Origin of the sequence: Sphaerimonospora mesophila (assembly GCF_001417795.1) — a bacterium.
Lineage (GTDB): Bacteria > Actinomycetota > Actinomycetes > Streptosporangiales > Streptosporangiaceae > Sphaerimonospora > Sphaerimonospora mesophila.
The window spans coordinates 200,230-218,111 of sequence record NZ_BCBX01000030.1 but is presented as its reverse complement, the minus strand read 5'-3'; the positions used below and the strand labels follow the sequence as shown (position 1 = coordinate 218,111).

Below are 17,882 nucleotides of genomic sequence, written 5' to 3'. Positions count from 1 at the left end.
CTGGCGCTCTCGGGCGAGTCATCGCGCTTGGTCATACGAACTCCTGGGACATGCGGGTTGAATGTATGACTTTTCCCGCTAATCCACATTTTCAGGAGGATTTAAGGCTACCGTGATCCAATATTTATCTACGTTCCGAATCGTCGGATTACGGTCGAGTCGTTATTCGTTGCGCGGTCCTGTCCCTGCCTGAACGCCAAATAGACCCGCACCAGCGCCTCGCGCTGACTATCCAACAGACTAGGGTCCGGCGCGTCCCATAGGTACTGCAGTACCGGATCGTCGTAGCGGGGAGGCTCGGACGAGGCGGGCCCTGGCGGTGCGCCGGGCTCCGCGTCTAGGTGCTCCCGGACGGGCAGCTCGTCCGGCTCCGCGAGGCCGGCGTGGACGAGCATCTCGCCCAAGGAGTAGCCCAAGGCTTTGCCGAGGCGGCGGAGGAGCCCGATTTCCAGGCCCCGGTCCTCGCGGAGGACGCGGTTGATGACTGATGGATGTATGTCCGCTTCTCTGGCGAGTCTGGACTGGCCGCCGCGTGCTAGGTCGTAGCCGCGCCGGGTCAGCTCGCCAGCCAGCCACACGCCGAGCGGACCAGCAGTTTTGCCCACGCGCACAAATGTAGCTTGCGCTCGTGCTGTGCGACAGAGCACAGCTTGAGTGGTATGTCCCGTCTGGCGTGGATACGTGCAGGTGAACCCCACTCCTGGGACTCCAGATTTTTTCTGGGAATCTCTTGCTGTGCCGCACAGCACAGCCTAGGGTGATTGTGCGTCACAGCACAGACCGCTAAGCGATCGGAGAACCCCCGTGGGCCATCCCAAAGGCCACCGCGTCGCCCTCAAGAGGAGGGCCTTCGAGGACCGCGCCCACCGCCTCGGCCTCACCACACAAACAGCCCAAGCCGCAGCCATGGGCGTGCACTTCACCATGCACCACCGCGCCCTGACCGGTGAACGACAGGCACTCAGCGGCCGATACGTCCTCGGAGTTCTCCGCCTCCTCGGCGACGACAACGTCCGAAAGCACATCGACGCCCTGTTCGACGTTTCCGACTCGCCGTGAAACGGCGGCGGGCCCAACCGATGCACCCGGTCAGGCCCGCAAAACGCCCAGCTCCAACAACCCATTCAAGTCTGAGAGGAGAGCCGGACGGATGTCCATCATCTCACCTCCCGCCCCTACAACGCGCTCAGCGAGCGTGAAGTGGGAGCAGCTCGACGCCTTCCAACCCCGCCTCGCGGCCCGTCTACTCGCCGCGCTGGACGCCGGCACCTACACCGGCCCGATCCCCGTCATCACCACCGCCTCCGACCTGGTCGTCGGCGACGTCTTCGTGACCGACGAACTCGACATGCTCCCGATCGCCCAGATCACCGGGCCGGAGTTCTACGAGGTGTGGTTCGACGGATGGGGGTTCGCCTTCACGGCTGACGAGCCGGTCGCGATCCTGCCCCGCGACGAGGACGGGCAGGTGCACCATGGCTGACGCCCTCAACGCTGACATGCGGGAGCTCCTCACCGCTATCCGTGAGGTCCTCGACGTCCCGCAGGCTGCCGCCTACGAGCACCTGGCCGCCCGTGACCAGCTCATCGTGGATCGGGCCCTGGCAGTCCGTGGCGTCCTCGCGGCGATCCTCGAGGACTCCCACGGGTTGAGCACCTTGCAGCAGCACGCCGACCGCCTACGCGCGGTGGTCACCGAGGTCGCGCCGGTCACCTACCCCACCGCGCAGGCCGAGAAGGCCTCCGGGGGTGACCAGTGACCGGCTCCGAGATCAAGATCGGCACCATCGTCGACATCACCATCAAGGGCGTTCGCGTCCTCGCGAGGCACTCGGACGGCGCCGTGGTCGTCAAGTGCGACGACGACAAGGGCGGATGGGCTATGCCGCCTCAGGCCGCGATCACGCCAGTCGCCCCGGCGGAGTTCCCTCCGCAGTTGGGCGACCTATGGCGCGACCGCGACGGCGACCTGTGGTTCGCGATTACGGCCTACGACATGGATGGCGATGCGTACGTCGCGTTCTGCTCGCCCCAGCGGAAGTCCGTGGACGACTGGGGCGAGCACGGCGTCTACCACGTGGCTGAGCACTACGGCCCTCTCGCTCTCGTCCACCGTGAGGACGGTGAGGGCCAGTGACCGCGACCCTGCCCGAAACCACTACGGCCGCTGAAGAGGTCATTCCCGGGGTGTACGACATCCCGGAGGAGGACTACCACGCCGACCCCGTGCCCGGCCGGAGCCTGTCATCCACAGGGGCGCGGAAGATCCTGAAGTGCCCGGCCCAGTTCCGGCACGAGCAGCTCAACCCGCCGGCCCCGAAGCGGGAGTTCGACTTGGGGACCGCCGCGCACAAGCTGGTGCTCGGGTCGGGCCCGGAGCTGGTTGTGGTGGACGCGGCGGACTGGCGGACGAAAGCCGCCCGTGAGAAGCGGGACGCTGCTTACGACTCGGGGGCGACCCCGCTGTTGCGGCACGAGTTCGAGCAGGTCCGAGCGATGGCCGAGCAGGTCCGCCGTCACCCGATCGCATCGCAGCTGTTCAACCCGGAGACCGGGGACCCGGAGCAGACGCTGATCTGGCAGGACCGCCAGACCGGGATCTGGCGGCGTGCCCGCCTGGACTGGCTACCGACGATCGGCCCCGGTCGGCTGATCGTAGGCGATCTGAAGACGACGAAGAGCGCGCACCCGGACGCGATCCAGCGGTCGGTCTTCGAGTACGGCTACCACCAGCAAGCCGCCTGGTACGTGGACGGCGTCCGAGAGCTCGGTCTCGCCGACCAGGCGGCGATGCTCTTCGTGTTCCAGGAGAAGACCCCTCCCTACCTGATCACGGTGGTCGAGCTGGACCAGGTCTCACTCCGGCTCGGCCGTGAACGCAACCGACAGGCCATCCACACCTACGCCCACTGCGTCGAGACCGGCCACTGGCCCGGCTACACCGACGACATCGCCCTGATCCGCCTGCCCGCCTGGGTGGAGAACGCCTACCTTCGGGAGCTTTCATGAACCAGATCGACCGTGTCGCCCCCAGGCTGCCCGCGCCGACTCGGATCGGGCAGGCCACCGCCGTCGAGCAGTCCCGCGCCGTTGCTGAGGTGCACGCCGCGATCGTCGTGGCGCAGCAGTGCCCCCGCGACATCCAGGCCGCCCGCGCTGCGATGCAGGATTCCTGCGCTCAGAAGTTCCTCGCCGAGCGGGCGTTCTACCGCTACAACCGGGCCGGGAAGAACATCACCGGCCCGACAGTGCACCTCGCCCGCGAGTTGGCCCGGTGCTTCGGCAACGTTCAGTACGGCGTTTCGGAGATGCGCCGCGACGACGAGTACGGCCAGTCCGAGATGCAGGCGTGGGCCTGGGACGTCGAGCGGAACACCCGGTCGTCGCTGAACTTCATCGTCCCTCACGCCCGGGACACCAGCGACGGCGCCACCGCGCTCACCTCGGCCCGGGACATCTACGAGAACAACGCCAACGCCGGAGCCCGTCGCCTGCGCGAGGTCATCTTCGCGATCCTGCCGCCGTGGTTCGTCGAGGAAGCCAAGGAGCTGTGCAACAAGACTTTGGCCGGTGGCGGGGAAGGTAAGACCCTTCCCCAGGTCATCACGGACGTCATCGAGGGCTACGCCGGGATCGGTGTGTCGCCGGACCAGTTGGAACAGAAGCTCGGCCGGAGCAAGGACGAGTGGAACGGCTACGACGTTGCCCAGCTCCGGGTGATCTGGCGGAGCATCCGTCGCCGCGAGGTCACGATCGAGGAGGAGTTCCCGCAGCCACGGGTGACTGTCGAGGAGATCACCAAGCCGCAGAAGCCTGCCGCAGAAGGCACGGAGAAGGTCTCGGAGCCGGAGGAGGGGAGCGAGCCCGAGCCGTCGGAGAGTGACCCGTTGCACTACTCGGAGGAGGAGATCTCCGAGACGGGTGGCGACTCGTGAAGCGGACGCCTTTGGTTCGCCGGTCTGCCCTGGTGCGGCGTACGCCGCTCCAGGGCGGCCAGCCCCCCAAGCGGAAGACCCGCATCCGTGCCTCGCGCCGGTACACCGGCCCCGGCCCGGACGTCATGAGCGTGATCGCCGACCGATCCCGAGGGTTGTGTGAGATCGGTGTCGTCTGCCACGGGCGCGCCCCGGCGGTGGACCCCTCGCATCGGCTCGCCAAGGGGATGGGCGGCACCCACGACGCGCGATCGAACACGCCGGCCAACAACCTCCATGCGTGCCGTCCCTGCCACCAGGTGGTGGAAGGGGAACCGGCGCGGGCGTACGCGAACGGGTGGAAGATCCGCCGCGGCGTGGTCGACCCCACCCGCGTGCCCGTGCGGCACGCCCGGTACGGGTGGGTGCTGCTCGCCGACGACGGCACCTGGACCCCCGCCGAACCGGTTCGGGAGTCGTCGTGAAACCGCCGATCCCGTACTACGGGTCCAAGCAGACCCTCGGCCCAGACATCGCGCGTCTACTGCCCGCCCACGAGCACTACGTCGAGCCGTACGCCGGAAGCCTGGCCGTGCTGCTGGCGAAGAGGCCGTCGCGGATGGAGACCGTCAACGACATCGACCAGGACCTCATGGTGTTCTGGCGGGTCCTGCGGGAGAACCCGCTCGAGCTCGAGCGTCTGTGCGCTCTCACCCCGCATTCGCGGGCGGAGTTCGAGGCGGTGAAGGATGTCGACCTCGAGGCCTTGCCCGATCTGGAGCGTGCTCGCCTGGTGTGGGTGCGTCTGACGCAGGGCCGGGCTGGGACATTGAGGCAGACCGGGTGGCGGCACTTTCAGGACCCTGCGGGGTCGTCGTCTGGGATGCCTCGCTACCTCGCTGGGTATGTGTCGCGGCTCGCCCCGGTGGCTGAGCGTCTCTCCTGCGTCTCGCTGGAGTGCCGTCCCGCCTTGGAGGTCCTCGATGCCTACGGGCGCCACCCCGGGGTGCTGCTGTACGTGGACCCGCCCTACCTCGGCTCGACCCGTGCCCGGAACTACCGGCACGAGATGGGCGGCGAGGCTGAGCACCGCGAACTCGCGAAGCACCTCGAGGCATGCCGCGCCACCGTCGTCCTGTCGGGCTATCACTCGCCGCTGTACGACGAGCTGTACGACGGCTGGCATCGGATGGAGATCGAGGCCCACACGGGTCAGGCGAACGACTGGCAGCGCCGTACAGAGGTGCTGTGGTCGAACCGGCCGTTCCCGAACATCACGCCATCGCTGTTCGACCTGGGGGAGGCGTCATGAACCCTAACCTCCACGACCACGACCTCATCGTCATCAACAGCAGCGCCGGGAAGGACTCCATGGCGCTGACCGCCTACGTCGCACGCCTGGTCACCGCGCAGGGATTCACCGGCCCCGTCGTGGTCTTGCACAACGACCTCGGCGTCACGCGCTCGGGTCACCCGGTCGAGTGGCCCGGCGTGGAGGCGCTGGCGCGCGAGCACGCCGAGCGGTACGGCTTCCGGTTCGAGGTACGCCGCCGCGAGCGCGGCGGGCTATGGGACCAGCTTCTCAACGAGCGCCGCAAGTGGATGTCGTCGGCCGCGCGGTGGTGCACGTCGGACCAGAAGACCAGCCAAGGCATAAAGCTCGTCACCCAGCTCGTGGAAGAGTTCCGCGCCGAGGCCGGCATCACCAGCCGCCCCGTCCGTGTGCTGTACGCCCTCGGCATCCGCGGTGAGGAGTCCGACAACCGCGCCCGCAAGTCGATCCTCGCCGTCGATGAGGCGCACTCGTCGCGGAACCGCACCATCACCCGCTGGCACCCGATCCGTGACTGGACGGTGGGCGAGGTCTGGGCGGAGATCAAGGCCGCCGGGCTTCGCCCGCATGCCGCCTACTCGTGGGGCATGAGCCGCCTGTCCTGCTCCCTGTGCGTGTTGGCGAGCCCGGAAGATTTGTTCCTGGCTGCGTGGCTGCGCCCCGAGCTCGCCTCGGACTACCTGTGGGCCGAGCAGGAGCTTGGCCACCGCTTCCGCCTTGACCTGTCCATGGTCGAGATCGTCGGCGGTCTCCACGTCGCCGAGCTGGAGCAGGCTGGTAACCCGGACGCAAGGACCGCACTGGGCGCGCTCGCCGGGGTGATCCGAGCGGTCGTCCAGGAGCAGCAGGACGCCAAGAACGCCGATCGTGCCGCCGCTGGCAAGCCGCCGTTCCCGGCCAAGCGCGTCAACCGCCGCACGGTCGCACAGCTTGACAAGGTCATGCGCTGCGCTCGCCGTGCCGTGTCGCTCGCACCCGGCCGGACGCCCTCGCGGGAGGCGGCGTGAACGTGATCCTCTCCTACGGGTTCGGTGTCGACTCGACCGCGATCCTCCTGCGCTGGATCGCAGAACCGGAGACGCGGGACTTCCCCTTGAAGGACTTGGTCGTCATCAGCGCGCAGACCGGCAACGAATGGGAAGAGACCGGCCGCCTGGTCGAGACCCATGTCTACCCCCTGCTCGCACGGCATGGCATCCGTACCGTCCAGGTCGCCCGTAAGAGCGCATCCCAGACGGACGGCATCACCGTCCTCAACGACACCACCACGCCCACGCTGTGCCACATCCGCCCGACTGCCGAGCGGCCGTACTACACCCTCGCAGCGGAGATGCTCACCAACGGCACCATCCCCCAATCGGGCGGCACCCGGAAGTGCTCGATCAAGGCGAAAGGCTGGCCCCTCGACTACTGGATCAGCCGGCACACCAGCGGCGCCGGGTTCCGGCATGTGGTCGGCTTCGAGGCCAACGAAACGTCTCGGATGGTCCGCGACATGCGGGAGGGCAAGGTACCTGGCCGGATCCCGTCCTATCCGTTGATCGAGTGGGGGTGGGATCGGGATGCCTGCCTCCGGTACATCCGGGCGCAGCTCGGGGTGGAGTGGCCGAAGTCGGCGTGTGCATTCTGCCCCTATGCCTTCGCTTTGCGTGACGGTGGCCGGAACCGCACCATCGCCCGCTACCTCGCGAACCCCGAGGAGGCGATGCTCCCGCTGCTCATGGAGTACGCCGCCGTCGCGCTCAACCCACGTCAGGGGCTGATCGGGGGAGAGCGCCTCGCCGATGTGCTCGCCGCGCATCCCGGGACCGCTGATTTGCTTGCTCGGTTCGCCGCGGTGCTTGATGCGGATGAGTGGGGCGTGTACGACGTCCGGCGCGCGTTTCGTGCCCGCCACGGCGATGTCATGCGCCCCGGAACCGCTGTCAGATCAATCGAACGGCTCACCACTGGCACCCGCACGCAGACGCTCGACTACCTTCATGACCTTGCAGCCGCCCGTAACACCCGCGTCCAGAACGAGCGCGGCTATCACCGGGTGTGGCTCACCGAGCGCGGCCTGTACTACCCGTGCCGCGAGCACGCCCTCGTAGCCGCCCCGGCCAGGGCCGTCGAGAAGGTTAACGCCCAGTTCGGCCAGGTGTGGGATTCCGCCGCCGCGACACCGTCCCAGCTCACCCTGTGGTCTCGGGAGGCGTCGTGATTCCCGTCGAGGACCTGCACTACTGCCCGTGGGAGGCGCAGACCCTCCCCGTCGACCACCCGTGCATCGGTGACTCACGGATCCCGTGCGTGGCCCGCAGTGACGGCCAGGTCTGTGGGATCTGCCCCGCGTGCATCTCTGCCCAGGTGGCGGACCCCCGCTACGCCCGCAACGACAACGAGGAGAACTCCTGACATGAGCACGCAGCCGAACCTGTCCGGATCGCCCGCAGACAACTTGCTCGGCACCGTGCGCCGCAAGCCGAACGGCAAGGTCATCGCTGTTCTCTGGCCGTCCCCGCCGTCTCCGAACCGGTGGATGGTCACCGACGAATGGGGCTCGTGCGGCTACGAGACGGACGAGAAGGTCGCGGACTGGCCGGTGGTCGGCGCGGTGCCGTTCTCTCCGGCGGCCGGTGTCCCGCTCACGCCCATCGCAAACCCAGTGACTACGGCCTGACCTCACCCTTTCCCAGTCGTGCGGGTGGCGGTGCCCCCGGATCGGGGGAGGGCACCGCCCCCGCCACCTCGCAGCACAACAGAGAAAGAAACCCAGCAAGGAGGCCCCTCATGGCCAAGCAGAACCTACCCCCGGCCCATTCCCAGAGCACCGCGCCGGCGCCCTTGACGCAGGCCGCCGCCGCTGTCCTGGCCACCGAACTACGACGCGTGGAAAACGAACGGGCGAACCAGTCCACGTACCGCGCTGACTTGCTCCGTAAACGAGATGAACTCGCCCGGCAACGCGATGATCTCGGCCGGGAAGTCGACGCCACGGACACCGTCCTCGCCGAGTTGGACGGCACTGCGGACAGGTACCGGCGGCGGCTCGCTGAGGCCGGGTATCCGCTGCAGGACACGGCGGTGTGGCCGCTCCCCGGCCAGCAGGGCGCGTCCCAGCACGCGGTGTGGAACGGCGGTGACGCCCCGCACACCGGTCTCATCGCCGCAGTCCCGGCCGCACCGACGGACAACCCGCCCGTGGGGCACTGCATCTACTGCGGCAACCCGGTGTGGTGGGACACCAACGAGCGCGGCGAGCGGCAGCTGAACCACGCGATCGGATCGCTGTGCAACCCCGCAGACCCGAACTCGCGGGTCGCGACGATCGGCGAGGAGACCCCGGAGCGGCCGTCATGAGGCTCCGCGCGCTGCTGCTCCGTCTGGTTCCCCCGCCGCGTGGCCGACACCACATGCCCGAGCCCGCCCCTGGGTTCGACCCGGACGCGACTGTCGCGTTCGACCCGATCCGTGACGAGGCTCCCCGTCACATGTCCCCAGGGGGTGCGTGATGGTCCTGCGCGACCTGCTCGCCCCCAGCACAGGCCGGCACACCGCTCCAAGGACGGCCCGCCGCCGAACCGGAGATGACGAGCCTGTCCGGTACGTCCGCCCGCCCCGCCCGGTTGATGGGCGTTGCCCGTGCCACCCCGACACCGACCCCGCCACAAGGAGAAACCAATGACCGCCCACCTGTCCGACGAGCGCCTCAACGAGCTGCGTCAGCGTTGCAACGCCGAGGTCTGGTTTGGCCTTAGCCAGGAGGAAGCATGCGCCCTGGTGGGTGAGGTTGAGCGGCTGCGCGCCGGGAGACCGCCGATCGTCGCCCTGTGCGGCAGCACCCGCTTCCGTGAGGAGTTCGCCGCCGCCAACCAGCACCTCACCCGCCAGGGCGTCATCGTGCTCGCCCCCGGCGTGTTCGCCCACTCCGGCGACCCCCTCACCGACGAGGAGAAGACCCGCCTCGACGAGTTGCACAAGCGGAAGATCGACCTCGCCGACGAGGTCCTCGTCGTCAGCGACGAGAGCGGCTACTACGGCGACTCCACCCGGTCGGAGATCGCCTACGCCGAGCAGCAGGGCAAGCCGGTCCGCTACCTCGTGGGAGGCGACCATGACTGAGCTTACCTTCCGTGATCAGCTCCGCGACGCTCTCCGCTCCGTGCAAAACAGCCTCGCCACCCAGGAAGACGACTTCGTTGAGCTGCCCGCCGAGCATGCGGAGGTCCTGCTGCATGCAGCGTCCGCGCACGCCTCGTGGATGGGGGTGCGTGATGTCTGAGCCTCTGACCGACGAGCAGCTCGCCGCCCTCCGCGCGCAAGCTCCAGTTGGCTTCTTCTGCGATCACTCTGACGAGCCGCACACCGCGAGCAGCCATCACGAGTGGGTGTGGGTCGACGGCCAGGGTCTGGTGTTCCAGCAGCAGCCGGACGTGTCCAAGGCGCTCACGTGGCCGCAGAACTACCTCGGTCCGGAGCGCGCGGCGCAGCGGTGTTCTCGTGCGGTCCCGGTCTACGCCGTGGACATGCCCCGCCTGCTGGGCGAGGTCGACCGGCTCCGCGTCGCTGGCAAGCACCTCGGCGGTGCCCTCGACGCTCTCGGTGAGGTCATCCGCTCTGCCGTCCGCCTCGCCGCCGACACCGGGGACCCTGCCGCAGGCCTGCGGGAGATCGCCTCGTGCGCGCAGCAGGCCGGGGCCCTGGACGACCAGGAACCCGCTGGGAGCCCGTCATGACCGAGTCGCCTTCCCGTCGTATCAAAGCGTCTCGGGCTGTGCCCGTGACCGCTCTGGTCGCCTTCTCGTTGGCCTTCGCGGCTGCGTGCAGCAATGACCGGGGCACAGTGACTGCGGACTGCGCGGCCAAGCAGCGCGACGGCTCGTACAGGGCGGTCGCTGACAGCTACTGCGACAACCACCGCAGCAGCGGAGGCCACGGCGGTGGCGGGTTCGTGTGGATCTACGGCGGCAGCCACGCCTCCAACGGCACCGTCACCGGCGGGACGTTGACTCGGCCGCAGAACACCAACATCTCCAGCAGGTCGGGCCGCGTGATCGTCGGAGGGTTCGGCGGCAACGCCAAGGGCGGAGGCGGTTCGTGATGCACCGTCACACCGGCACCCGCCGCCCCGGGTGGGAGCGGATCGTCGAAGCTCAGGGGCTTGGGTTCCACCAGGCGGTGGAGCCCGGCGCGGAGGGCCGCCCGTACTGGGACGAGGGCGTGCACTACCGCGTCACGCTCGCCCAGGTCGAGGACCTCGAGGTCGTGGTGGAGGAGCTCCACCGCATGTGCTTGGACGTGGTCGACCACGTTGTGAAGCGGCGCCGGTTCTCCGACTTCCGGATCCCCGAGTGGCTGTGGGAGCCGATCACCGCGTCGTGGCGGCGGCGTGACCCGCACGTCTACGGCAGGTTCGATCTGTGCTGGGATGGCGTCTCGCACGCGAAGCTGCTGGAGTACAACGCCGACACCCCCACATCGCTGGTGGAGTCGGCGGTTGCCCAGTGGTACTGGAAACAGGACGTCCGCCCCCACGCCGATCAGTGGAACTCCCTGCACGAACGACTCGCCGCCGCCTGGGCCGCACTCGCCAAGGGCACCATGGTGCACTTCACCTACACCCAGACGGACGAAGCCGGCGAGGACGCGCTGAACGCCGCCTACATGGCCGAGGCCGCCGCTGACGGTGGCGTGAACGCGGTAGTCCAGCCGATCGAGACCGTCGGCTGGGACACCGGCCGCCGCATCTTTGTGGACCAGCACGGCGAGCCGATCGAGCGGATGTTCAAGCTGTACCCGTGGGAATGGGCCGCGGCTGACGATTTCGGCCCGGCCGCGGTCGACGCTCAGCCCCGCACGCCGTGGGTGGAGCCGTTGTGGAAGATGCTCCTGTCGAACAAGGCGCTGCTCGCGCTGTTGTGGGAGTTGTTCCCCGACCATCCGAACCTGCTCCCGGCGTACCTCGACAGCCCTCGCGAGCTGGTCTCGTACGTGGCCAAGCCGCTGCTCGGCCGTGAAGGCGCGTCCATGCGGGTCGTCACTCCCGGCCAGGTGATCCACACCGAAGGGGAGTACGGCGCCGAAGGCTACGTCCACCAGGAGTTCTGGCCGCTCCCCGACCTCGGCGGCTGGCGGCCCGTCCTCGGCGCATGGGTCGTCGGCGACGAAGCCGCCGGCCTCGGCATCCGAGAAACCCGCGGTCTGATCACGGATAACACCTCGTCGTTCGTGCCGCACCTCATCACGGACTCCGCCGGGATGGGGGCGTTGGCATGACCGCCGGCCAGTTCCTCAACGGCATGCTCATCGTCGCTGGCGTGGGGGTGGTATCCACGTGCGTGCATGTGTGGCACCGCCACCGGGCCCGCCAGTATCCGCGGCGTGCTCGTCGGGTGTCGTACACCAGCGCCTGGGTGCCGGACTGCACCCTCGGAGGCCGCCACGGCGGGCGGGGGAGGGCACGGTGACCCCCGGCACCCCCACCCGCAAGCCTGTGCTGCAGCCGTACTCCACCGCGCTCGCCTGCACGGTCATCATCTGCCTGATGGGCCTGTGGTGGGTCATCGGCGGCCCCGACTGGATGCTCGCCGCCTGGCTCACCGGTGGGTTCGCGTTCGCCTACGGGCTCCTCTCGGGCCGGCAGATCGAGCGTGAGGTGACCGACGTCCACCTCCGCGCGGCCCGCGAGGACCTCGAGGGCCTGCAAACGTGCCTGGCTGCGGCCCGGCGGGAGAACACGCGCCTGTCCGAGCGGGCGGCCCGCGCCGAGCAGCAGGCCGACCTTGCTTCCCAGCGCGCAGAGTCGCACCTGGCCGAGCTGAACAGGCTCCGCCGCGAACTATCAGACGCTCCGACCTCGAATGGAGGACTGACGTGACCCTCACCACGGATGCTTCGCCCGACCTCGTGGAGACGATCGCAGAAGGGGACATCGACCACCTGCGTTTCCTTTTCCGCCCCCAATCCCGCGTCAGCCGCGCCTCAAACGGCATCGTCGACCAGGGCACCGTGGACGACGTCGGCTACCTGCGGGGACGGCCGGTCGCCTACGTCAGCTGGGACTACCACCCTGGCGACGACCTGGAGCAGCCGCGCCGTCGGGAGACCGTGTCCGTTTTCCACCTCCGCTGGGAGGGGCTGTGACCCGCCGTCTACCGCATGAGGGACTGCTGGACGAGCCCGTGCGGATGCCTGCTGGTCACCCCGAGTCGTACAGCACTCGCCTGGACGCCCTGGACGAGGAACTGGCCGGCCTTCACGACCGGTTGTGGCCGCGTGAGGAATGGGCCGAGATGGAGGACTGCCCCCGTCTGGATCTCGACCCGTACCCGACGTGGAGACAGGCCAGGAACGCGCTATACGCACACCGGCGCCGGAACGGAGTGTTGCGGCATCTGTTCTACCGGATCCACTCCTGCCGGTGCGGGGCCTGGCATGTGGCTCCGTGGTGGCTCCGCCGCGACCGCGCACTGACCCGACGTTCCAGCAACCACCCCGGCACGGAGGTATGACAGCGATGAGCACCAAGACCTCCATCGAATGGACGGACCAGACCTGGAACCCCACCACCGGATGCGATCGCATCTCGGCTGGCTGCGACCACTGCTACGCGCTCCCGATGGCGAAGCGCCTCAAGAGCATGGGCAGCGCGAAGTACCAGAACGACGGCGACCCCCGCACCAGCGGCCCCGGGTTCGGCCTCACCCTTCACCCGGACACGCTGAACGAGCCGTTCACCTGGGCCAGGCCGCGCAAGGTCTTCGTCAACTCGATGAGTGACTTGCTGCACGCTCGGGTGCCGCTGGACTTCGTCCGCCGCGTGTTCGAGGTGATCGAGGCCACCCCGCAGCACACCTATCAGGTGCTGACCAAGCGCGCCGCGCGCCTACCGAAGATCGCCCACAAGTTGCCCTGGCCGCCGAACCTGTGGATGGGCGTCTCCGCAGAGAACCAGGAGCAAGCCGACGCCCGGATACCCGCGCTGCTGGAAACCCCGGCTGCCGTGCGCTGGGTCTCGGCCGAGCCGCTGCTCGGCCCGGTCGTTCTTCGTGACGACTGGGTCGGAGCCGACCCCTACCGGCGGGACGAGCCGTCGCTGAGCTGGATCGTGGTCGGCGGCGAGAGCGGCAGCGGCGCCCGGCCCCTGGATCTGGAGTGGGTGCGTTCCATCCGCGAGCAGTGCCAGGACGCGGGCGTGCCCGTGTTCGTGAAGCAGATGGGCGCGGTCTGGGCATCCGATGTCGTGGTCGGCGGACGTTCTGTCGCAGCTCAGGGTGACCGCAAGGGCGGCGACTGGTCGTTCTGGCCTGCCGACTTGCGGGTCCGTGAGTACCCGCAGCTGGCCGCCTGACCCCAAGTCTCCACGGGCCTGCCCGGTTTGAGATCCCGATGGTCTCGTGCGTTGGCCCGTCCAGGGCGGGCCCGTGGCCCCAACTCACCCCCTCATCCCCGTTACCCCGTCACCCGTGAAGGGAGGACCCCGGGTGTCCAGAAGACGCAGAGCGCAGGAGTACAGCCAAGAGGAGTTCGACGCCGCTGTGGCGTTGATCCAGACAGACCCCGCGCTACGCGCCGACATCGAGGCCATCGTCGGCCAGAGCCTGGATGGCCGGAGCCCGCGCGAGCTGTTCGACGCGTTCCGCGCGATCGAGCATGCGACCCGGCTGCAGCTCACCGTCGCCGAGTTCGGCCGGGCCCGCCAGCTCATCCGGCAGACCCGTAACACGCTGGAGGAACTGCCGCCGCCGGACATGCCGCCGTCGACCGCCGCCTACGTGGAGGACCTGCAGACGCGGTTCGACCAGGCCAAGGCCAGGGTCAGGGAGTTGGAGGCCGCGAACGCCGCGCTCCGCGCCGGCCGGGTCACTCCGATTTCCCGGGTCGTGAAGGGTGAGGTGGCGTCGTGAGCGCGTTGGATGTGTTTGCCCAGCTCGGCGTCGAGTTGGATGACCAGTTCGCGACCTACCGTGTGCGGTTGCGCTGTATCGACAAGCTCGTCGGGGGGATCCCGTCGAACAAGTCGGTGATCAAGAGCTGGTTGAAAGCGAAGATGCAGCTCGGGGACCGGGATCTGCAGGAGATGGTCGACCAGGTCCTGCACTCGCGGTTCCCCGATGGGCAGCCCGGCACCGATCAGCTCGCTGACGCGCTGATGGAGACCGACGCCGCACCCAGCGTGAACGGGTTTCTGCGCCATCCCGTCACGGGAGAGCTGGTGTTCGAGGGGCGGTGCATGAAAGCCGCGATCAAGGAATGGGCCAACTCGGCGTACCCCGGGTCCGACTGGGACGGCAAACCCCCCGCCAGCAAAGACACAAAGACCAAGAAAGCGCATGACTCCGGTGTCGGCCGGCCACTCCCGCCGGGCTTCAAGAAGGGCCTGATGGGCACGATCGTGGAGCGGGCGTTCGTCGAGGAGATCTTCATCCCGCTAGGCGTGACCGAGCCGACCGGGGTCGAAGAGCGGTTCAAGCACGTCATGACCCCTCAAGGCCCCGGAACTCGATCAGCCGGGTCGAGTACGTCTACCAGCCGACGCTGGAGTTTCGGCTGCGGGTGCGGGACGACTTCCTGCCGCTGACCGCGTGGGCGAGGATCTTCCAAGCCGGTGAGCAGATCGGCATCGGCGCCGATCGCGGCCGCTCAGACGGCCGGTTCGAGCTCTTGGAATTCGCCCGCTGCTGAGACGCGCCGGGCCCCTACCCATGCGGCTGAGGCCCGGCCCGGACATCACAACCCCGCTGATCACTCCGACCCCGAGAAGAGACCCCCAGATGCCCGTCTGCGACGCCGTGACAGATACGGCTAGCCCACCCAACACCGACGAGCCTGGCCTTCCCAACCCAACCGACTACCCGATCCTTGGCAGCCCGCCCCGAGCCTCTACGACACGTCAAGCCGAACCTTCCCTGACCTGCACGACGAACCAAGTCAGGTCATTCCTCGCCGTTGCGACATCCCAAGCCGATCACGTTTCACGCCGACGAACCGAACCGTCCCCCGGCCGTGCCCACCCACGCCGACAAACCAAACCGTCCCCTGCCACGTCGACGAGCCGAGCCTTCCGCTGCACCAACCACCCCGTCGACGTCCGACGAGTCGTCCCGAGACCCAGAGCACCACCGTCACGGCCCTCCCCGTGCCGCGCCAAGTCGACGCGCCAACCCGACCTATCCGCAGCCCACATCGACTACCCGGCCTGGGTTGCTGTTCCACCTGCCCATCCGCACCACCAAGAGGAGGTAACCCCGATGCGTAACCCCTGGACGTGGCAAGACCGAGCCGCCTGCCAAGGCGAAGACCTGGTGCTGTTCTTCGGCCCCGACGGCGAGCGCCAGGCAGAGCGTGACATCAGGGAGCGCAAGGCGAAGGCCATCTGCGCCCAGTGTCCGGTGCGCGCGGAGTGCATCGACTACAGCCTCCAGCGGCCGGAGAAGTACGGCACTTGGGGTGGCCTGAACGAGGACGAGCGTGCCTCTGAGCGGCGCCGTCGGATGCGCCGAGGCTGGGCCGCGGCATGACCGAGACCGAGCTGCTGACGCTGCGGGACCAGCTGCTGGCCATGCGCGCCCGCTGGGCCGAACGCCGCCTGGTGTACGAGCGGCGCATCCACACCACTGACGGCAGCACCGTCACAGCGACGGCGTGCCGCGACCTATGCGCCGAGGTCCTCAACGACCTCGACCAGGCGCTCGCCGCCGCAGCGGACGACTCGGCCGCTGCCGGCCAACCCACCCACTGAAGAGAGGAAGGCGTTCGTTGTTCACCCGTTTACGCGCCCGCTGGGCAGGTGCCCGGAGGGACCTCCACGAGCCGCTTGACGTCCCCGACTGGCCGGGGGATGACGAGCAGCCGACGATGCTCCTCACCCCCGTCCCGGCCGCCGACGACGGAGAGGAGCGGCTCCGCGCCGAACTGGCTGACGCGCACACCCGCGTCGACCAGTTGGAGTGCGAGGTGGCGAAGCTGCGCCGAGAGGTGGAGGCCACGGCCCGGCGTGTCCGCGAGCAGAAGGCCCCGGCCCGGCAGGTGACCGTGCCCAGCACGCCTGCACGGGCCAGCCACGAGGATCTACTGGCCCGGATCGACCAGCTCCAGCGCGACAACGCCGTGTTGCGCTCGGAGGGGCCGCAGGCGTTGTACCTGCTGGAGCGGGACCGCGCCAACGCTCTTGCCGAGCGTCTCGCCCACTACGAGGACAGGCGGTGGCGTCGTGGCTGACCGTCTCCTCACCCCTCGCGAGGTCGGCGCGATTTTCCGGGTCGACCCGAAGACCGTCTCCCGCTGGGCGAAGCAGGGCCGGATTCCCGCGATCCGCACCCTGGGAGGGCACCGCAGGTACCGCGAATCGGATGTCCAGGCGCTGCTGCGTGGCGAGACCCTCGAGGACGCCAGTGCCTGACGAGCGGCCGGTGGTGGAGGTAGCCCCGTACCAGCGGGGCTGCCTCACCGTGTGGCGGGTCACTCTCCCCAAGTCGCCAGTGCTGTCCGGCCGTGCCGAAGTGGGGAGTAGGGAGGGCGCGCTCAGGCTGGCCGGGTTGATCGCCGACGAGTTCGGCTGGACTGTCCACGACCGCACCGGAGAGGAGCCTCCGGCGTGACCGCCCCTCCCCGTCCGCTGTCGCCGTTGTTCGGCCCATGCAACGCTGGCCCGGGCCCATGCGGTGCCCTACCCACGAGGCCGTACGTGTGCGGGCCGCGGTGCGCGTACTGCACGCCCGGCCACGGCCCACGCGCCGGGGTGCCGTGCCGGCTGCTGGTCACCGGCAGCCGCGGTTGGGAGGACGAGCAGCCCCTCCACGAGACCTTCGCCCAGGTGGTCGCTGATCACGGCCCCGAGTACGTCACCGTGGTTCATGGCCACTGCCGACAGGGCGCGGACGAGCTGGCCGACCGCGTCGCTGCCGTGATGGGTCTGAAGGTGGAGCGGCACGCCGCGGACTGGGAGCCCTGCGCCCCGGACTGCAAGCCTGGCCACAGGCGGACGCGGAGGGACGGCAGCACCTACTGCCCGAGCGCCGGGTTGCGCAGGGACGCCGTGATGGTCGACCTCGGCGCAACCCTGTGCCTCGCGCTGATCAACCCCTGCGTGCAGAAGGGCTGTCGTCGCCACGAGGTGCACGGCTCCCATGGCGCTTCGCACACCGCCGACCTCGCCCAACGCGCGGGGATACCCGTGAGGCGGTGGCCCCGACCTTGACCACCAACCTGCACACGGCGCGCATGAAGAAGGCCGGCCACCCGCCGAACGGGGGGCCGGCCGTCGTGCTGTCCTCAGGACTCGGCAGAAGCGGAGGCGGCATCCTTGGCCGCTTTGCTCAAACGCCGAACCTGCTCCCGCGTGAGCTCCAGGAATCCCGCGATGTCCTTCTGTGGGACGCCGGCCTCTCGCGCTTTGAGGATTTCACGGCCCAACTGCAGACGGGCGGCGGCGACGATCGCCCGGGCCTCGTCCTCGGCGCGCTTCAAGGCGGACACGGCCTCGCTGATACCGGTCATGGGGTCGGTCACCTTCCCATCATCACACCTCTAATGAGGCCACATTAGCATGTTGCAGCCACGTCAAGGGTTGGCCTATATTGAGTAGGCCACACGGAGAGTTTGCATACGGAGTGATGGTGGGGGGATTTGTCAGGAACGGAAATCGAAGACAG

33 protein-coding genes are annotated in these 17,882 nt (G+C 68.7%); 31 read left to right on the top strand and 2 right to left on the bottom strand.

Features of this window, described 5'->3' with window-relative positions:
• Window positions 1-128 precede the first annotated feature (128 nt).
• Window positions 129-605 carry a helix-turn-helix domain-containing protein gene (locus tag AP234_RS35795; RefSeq protein ID WP_152990182.1) on the bottom strand — a complete coding sequence of 159 codons (477 nt, stop codon included), beginning with the start codon at window positions 603-605 and terminating at the stop codon, window positions 129-131.
• 199 nt (window positions 606-804) lie between these two features.
• Between AP234_RS35795 and AP234_RS01350 the strand changes: the two genes are divergently transcribed.
• The 31 genes from AP234_RS01350 (at window position 805) to AP234_RS01210 (ending at window position 17,428) form a co-directional block, all read left to right on the top strand.
• Window positions 805-1,059, top strand: a complete 255-nt coding sequence (locus tag AP234_RS01350) for a hypothetical protein (protein WP_055477660.1) — start codon at window positions 805-807, stop codon at window positions 1,057-1,059.
• Between the two features lie 91 nt (window positions 1,060-1,150).
• Entirely contained in the window at window positions 1,151-1,483 is a 333-nt protein-coding gene (locus AP234_RS01345) for a hypothetical protein (protein ID WP_152990181.1), read from the top strand.
• Window positions 1,476-1,760, top strand: coding sequence for a hypothetical protein (locus tag AP234_RS01340; RefSeq protein ID WP_055477658.1), 285 nt, complete (start codon window positions 1,476-1,478; stop codon window positions 1,758-1,760). Before AP234_RS01345 ends, AP234_RS01340 begins: the two co-directional genes overlap by 8 nt.
• On the top strand, window positions 1,757-2,137 hold the full coding sequence (locus tag AP234_RS01335; protein WP_055477657.1) for a hypothetical protein: 381 nt from the start codon (window positions 1,757-1,759) through the stop codon (window positions 2,135-2,137). The genes AP234_RS01340 and AP234_RS01335 overlap by 4 nt, the downstream gene beginning before the upstream one ends.
• A complete protein-coding gene (locus tag AP234_RS01330) occupies window positions 2,134-3,009 on the top strand; it encodes a PD-(D/E)XK nuclease-like domain-containing protein (RefSeq protein WP_055477656.1) in 876 nt (291 codons plus the stop codon). The genes AP234_RS01335 and AP234_RS01330 overlap by 4 nt, the downstream gene beginning before the upstream one ends.
• Window positions 3,006-3,935 (top strand): hypothetical protein, encoded by a 930-nt coding sequence (locus AP234_RS01325; RefSeq protein WP_055477655.1) that lies wholly within the window; start codon window positions 3,006-3,008, stop codon window positions 3,933-3,935. The genes AP234_RS01330 and AP234_RS01325 overlap by 4 nt, the downstream gene beginning before the upstream one ends.
• The gene (locus tag AP234_RS01320) at window positions 3,932-4,399 is read left to right on the top strand and encodes a hypothetical protein (protein ID WP_235557957.1); all 468 of its coding nucleotides are present in this window, start codon (window positions 3,932-3,934) and stop codon (window positions 4,397-4,399) included. Before AP234_RS01325 ends, AP234_RS01320 begins: the two co-directional genes overlap by 4 nt.
• Window positions 4,396-5,226, top strand: a complete 831-nt coding sequence (locus AP234_RS01315) for a DNA adenine methylase (protein ID WP_055477653.1) — start codon at window positions 4,396-4,398, stop codon at window positions 5,224-5,226. Before AP234_RS01320 ends, AP234_RS01315 begins: the two co-directional genes overlap by 4 nt.
• A complete protein-coding gene (locus tag AP234_RS01310) occupies window positions 5,223-6,254 on the top strand; it encodes a phosphoadenosine phosphosulfate reductase family protein (RefSeq protein ID WP_055477652.1) in 1,032 nt (343 codons plus the stop codon). Before AP234_RS01315 ends, AP234_RS01310 begins: the two co-directional genes overlap by 4 nt.
• A complete protein-coding gene (locus AP234_RS01305) occupies window positions 6,251-7,450 on the top strand; it encodes a hypothetical protein (protein WP_055477651.1) in 1,200 nt (399 codons plus the stop codon). The genes AP234_RS01310 and AP234_RS01305 overlap by 4 nt, the downstream gene beginning before the upstream one ends.
• A complete protein-coding gene (locus tag AP234_RS01300; protein ID WP_055477650.1) occupies window positions 7,447-7,644 on the top strand; it encodes a hypothetical protein in 198 nt (65 codons plus the stop codon). Before AP234_RS01305 ends, AP234_RS01300 begins: the two co-directional genes overlap by 4 nt.
• 1 nt (window position 7,645) lies before the next feature.
• Window positions 7,646-7,909, top strand: a complete 264-nt coding sequence (locus tag AP234_RS01295) for a hypothetical protein (RefSeq protein ID WP_055477649.1) — start codon at window positions 7,646-7,648, stop codon at window positions 7,907-7,909.
• 110 nt (window positions 7,910-8,019) lie between these two features.
• Window positions 8,020-8,589, top strand: coding sequence for a hypothetical protein (locus tag AP234_RS01290; RefSeq protein WP_055477648.1), 570 nt, complete (start codon window positions 8,020-8,022; stop codon window positions 8,587-8,589).
• A 321-nt stretch (window positions 8,590-8,910) separates the two neighbouring features.
• On the top strand, window positions 8,911-9,351 hold the full coding sequence (locus AP234_RS01285; protein ID WP_235557896.1) for a DUF4406 domain-containing protein: 441 nt from the start codon (window positions 8,911-8,913) through the stop codon (window positions 9,349-9,351).
• A complete protein-coding gene (locus AP234_RS36975) occupies window positions 9,344-9,511 on the top strand; it encodes a hypothetical protein (protein WP_160330357.1) in 168 nt (55 codons plus the stop codon). The genes AP234_RS01285 and AP234_RS36975 overlap by 8 nt, the downstream gene beginning before the upstream one ends.
• Window positions 9,504-9,965: a hypothetical protein gene (locus tag AP234_RS01280; RefSeq protein WP_055477647.1), complete on the top strand. Its 462-nt coding sequence runs from the start codon at window positions 9,504-9,506 to the stop codon at window positions 9,963-9,965. Before AP234_RS36975 ends, AP234_RS01280 begins: the two co-directional genes overlap by 8 nt.
• Window positions 9,966-10,072: 107 nt before the next feature.
• Window positions 10,073-10,330 (top strand): hypothetical protein, encoded by a 258-nt coding sequence (locus AP234_RS01275; protein WP_152990180.1) that lies wholly within the window; start codon window positions 10,073-10,075, stop codon window positions 10,328-10,330.
• Entirely contained in the window at window positions 10,330-11,505 is a 1,176-nt protein-coding gene (locus AP234_RS01270; RefSeq protein ID WP_055477645.1) for a glutathionylspermidine synthase family protein, read from the top strand. The genes AP234_RS01275 and AP234_RS01270 overlap by 1 nt, the downstream gene beginning before the upstream one ends.
• Before the next feature lie 187 nt (window positions 11,506-11,692).
• Window positions 11,693-12,106 carry a hypothetical protein gene (locus AP234_RS01265; RefSeq protein WP_055477644.1) on the top strand — a complete coding sequence of 138 codons (414 nt, stop codon included), beginning with the start codon at window positions 11,693-11,695 and terminating at the stop codon, window positions 12,104-12,106.
• Complete coding sequence (locus AP234_RS01260) at window positions 12,103-12,372, top strand: hypothetical protein (protein ID WP_055477643.1); 270 nt, start codon at window positions 12,103-12,105, stop codon at window positions 12,370-12,372. The genes AP234_RS01265 and AP234_RS01260 overlap by 4 nt, the downstream gene beginning before the upstream one ends.
• On the top strand, window positions 12,369-12,740 hold the full coding sequence (locus AP234_RS01255; protein ID WP_055477642.1) for a hypothetical protein: 372 nt from the start codon (window positions 12,369-12,371) through the stop codon (window positions 12,738-12,740). The genes AP234_RS01260 and AP234_RS01255 overlap by 4 nt, the downstream gene beginning before the upstream one ends.
• Before the next feature lie 5 nt (window positions 12,741-12,745).
• Window positions 12,746-13,579, top strand: a complete 834-nt coding sequence (locus AP234_RS01250) for a DUF5131 family protein (protein WP_055477641.1) — start codon at window positions 12,746-12,748, stop codon at window positions 13,577-13,579.
• Window positions 13,580-13,712: 133 nt separating this feature from the next.
• Window positions 13,713-14,135, top strand: a complete 423-nt coding sequence (locus AP234_RS01245) for a hypothetical protein (RefSeq protein ID WP_152990179.1) — start codon at window positions 13,713-13,715, stop codon at window positions 14,133-14,135.
• Entirely contained in the window at window positions 14,132-14,809 is a 678-nt protein-coding gene (locus AP234_RS01240) for a hypothetical protein (protein WP_055477639.1), read from the top strand. Before AP234_RS01245 ends, AP234_RS01240 begins: the two co-directional genes overlap by 4 nt.
• Window positions 14,785-14,913 carry a hypothetical protein gene (locus AP234_RS39075; RefSeq protein ID WP_268777993.1) on the top strand — a complete coding sequence of 43 codons (129 nt, stop codon included), beginning with the start codon at window positions 14,785-14,787 and terminating at the stop codon, window positions 14,911-14,913. The genes AP234_RS01240 and AP234_RS39075 overlap by 25 nt, the downstream gene beginning before the upstream one ends.
• Window positions 14,914-15,479: 566 nt before the next feature.
• Entirely contained in the window at window positions 15,480-15,749 is a 270-nt protein-coding gene (locus AP234_RS01235) for a WhiB family transcriptional regulator (RefSeq protein WP_083501666.1), read from the top strand.
• The gene (locus AP234_RS01230) at window positions 15,746-15,970 is read left to right on the top strand and encodes a hypothetical protein (RefSeq protein ID WP_055477638.1); all 225 of its coding nucleotides are present in this window, start codon (window positions 15,746-15,748) and stop codon (window positions 15,968-15,970) included. The genes AP234_RS01235 and AP234_RS01230 overlap by 4 nt, the downstream gene beginning before the upstream one ends.
• Before the next feature lie 17 nt (window positions 15,971-15,987).
• Window positions 15,988-16,449 carry a hypothetical protein gene (locus AP234_RS01225; protein WP_055477637.1) on the top strand — a complete coding sequence of 154 codons (462 nt, stop codon included), beginning with the start codon at window positions 15,988-15,990 and terminating at the stop codon, window positions 16,447-16,449.
• Window positions 16,442-16,630, top strand: a complete 189-nt coding sequence (locus tag AP234_RS01220; RefSeq protein WP_055477636.1) for a BldC family transcriptional regulator — start codon at window positions 16,442-16,444, stop codon at window positions 16,628-16,630. The genes AP234_RS01225 and AP234_RS01220 overlap by 8 nt, the downstream gene beginning before the upstream one ends.
• Window positions 16,623-16,829, top strand: a complete 207-nt coding sequence (locus AP234_RS01215; RefSeq protein WP_055477635.1) for a hypothetical protein — start codon at window positions 16,623-16,625, stop codon at window positions 16,827-16,829. The genes AP234_RS01220 and AP234_RS01215 overlap by 8 nt, the downstream gene beginning before the upstream one ends.
• Window positions 16,830-16,915: 86 nt before the next feature.
• Window positions 16,916-17,428: an SLOG family protein gene (locus AP234_RS01210; protein WP_055477634.1), complete on the top strand. Its 513-nt coding sequence runs from the start codon at window positions 16,916-16,918 to the stop codon at window positions 17,426-17,428.
• Between the two features lie 74 nt (window positions 17,429-17,502).
• On the opposite strand, the gene AP234_RS01205 is transcribed toward AP234_RS01210, so the two are convergent.
• Window positions 17,503-17,739 carry a hypothetical protein gene (locus AP234_RS01205; protein ID WP_055477633.1) on the bottom strand — a complete coding sequence of 79 codons (237 nt, stop codon included), beginning with the start codon at window positions 17,737-17,739 and terminating at the stop codon, window positions 17,503-17,505.
• Between the last annotated feature and the right edge of the window lie 143 nt (window positions 17,740-17,882).

Excerpts from the sequence above, each read along its gene's own strand:
- AP234_RS01230 (WP_055477638.1), top strand. The coding sequence starts at position 15,746 with ATGACCGAGACCGAGCTGCTGACGCTGCGGGACCAGCTGCTGGCCATG.
- AP234_RS01285 (WP_235557896.1), top strand. The coding sequence starts at position 8,911 with ATGACCGCCCACCTGTCCGACGAGCGCCTCAACGAGCTGCGTCAGCGT.
- AP234_RS01290 (WP_055477648.1), top strand. The coding sequence starts at position 8,020 with ATGGCCAAGCAGAACCTACCCCCGGCCCATTCCCAGAGCACCGCGCCG.
- AP234_RS01250 (WP_055477641.1), top strand. The coding sequence starts at position 12,746 with ATGAGCACCAAGACCTCCATCGAATGGACGGACCAGACCTGGAACCCC.
- AP234_RS01295 (WP_055477649.1), top strand. The coding sequence starts at position 7,646 with ATGAGCACGCAGCCGAACCTGTCCGGATCGCCCGCAGACAACTTGCTC.
- AP234_RS01310 (WP_055477652.1), top strand. The coding sequence starts at position 5,223 with ATGAACCCTAACCTCCACGACCACGACCTCATCGTCATCAACAGCAGC.
- AP234_RS01235 (WP_083501666.1), top strand. The coding sequence starts at position 15,480 with ATGCGTAACCCCTGGACGTGGCAAGACCGAGCCGCCTGCCAAGGCGAA.
- AP234_RS01325 (WP_055477655.1), top strand. The coding sequence starts at position 3,006 with ATGAACCAGATCGACCGTGTCGCCCCCAGGCTGCCCGCGCCGACTCGG.
- AP234_RS01345 (WP_152990181.1), top strand. The coding sequence starts at position 1,151 with ATGTCCATCATCTCACCTCCCGCCCCTACAACGCGCTCAGCGAGCGTG.
- AP234_RS01340 (WP_055477658.1), top strand. The coding sequence starts at position 1,476 with ATGGCTGACGCCCTCAACGCTGACATGCGGGAGCTCCTCACCGCTATC.
- AP234_RS01270 (WP_055477645.1), top strand. The coding sequence starts at position 10,330 with ATGCACCGTCACACCGGCACCCGCCGCCCCGGGTGGGAGCGGATCGTC.
- AP234_RS01280 (WP_055477647.1), top strand. The coding sequence starts at position 9,504 with ATGTCTGAGCCTCTGACCGACGAGCAGCTCGCCGCCCTCCGCGCGCAA.
- AP234_RS36975 (WP_160330357.1), top strand. The coding sequence starts at position 9,344 with ATGACTGAGCTTACCTTCCGTGATCAGCTCCGCGACGCTCTCCGCTCC.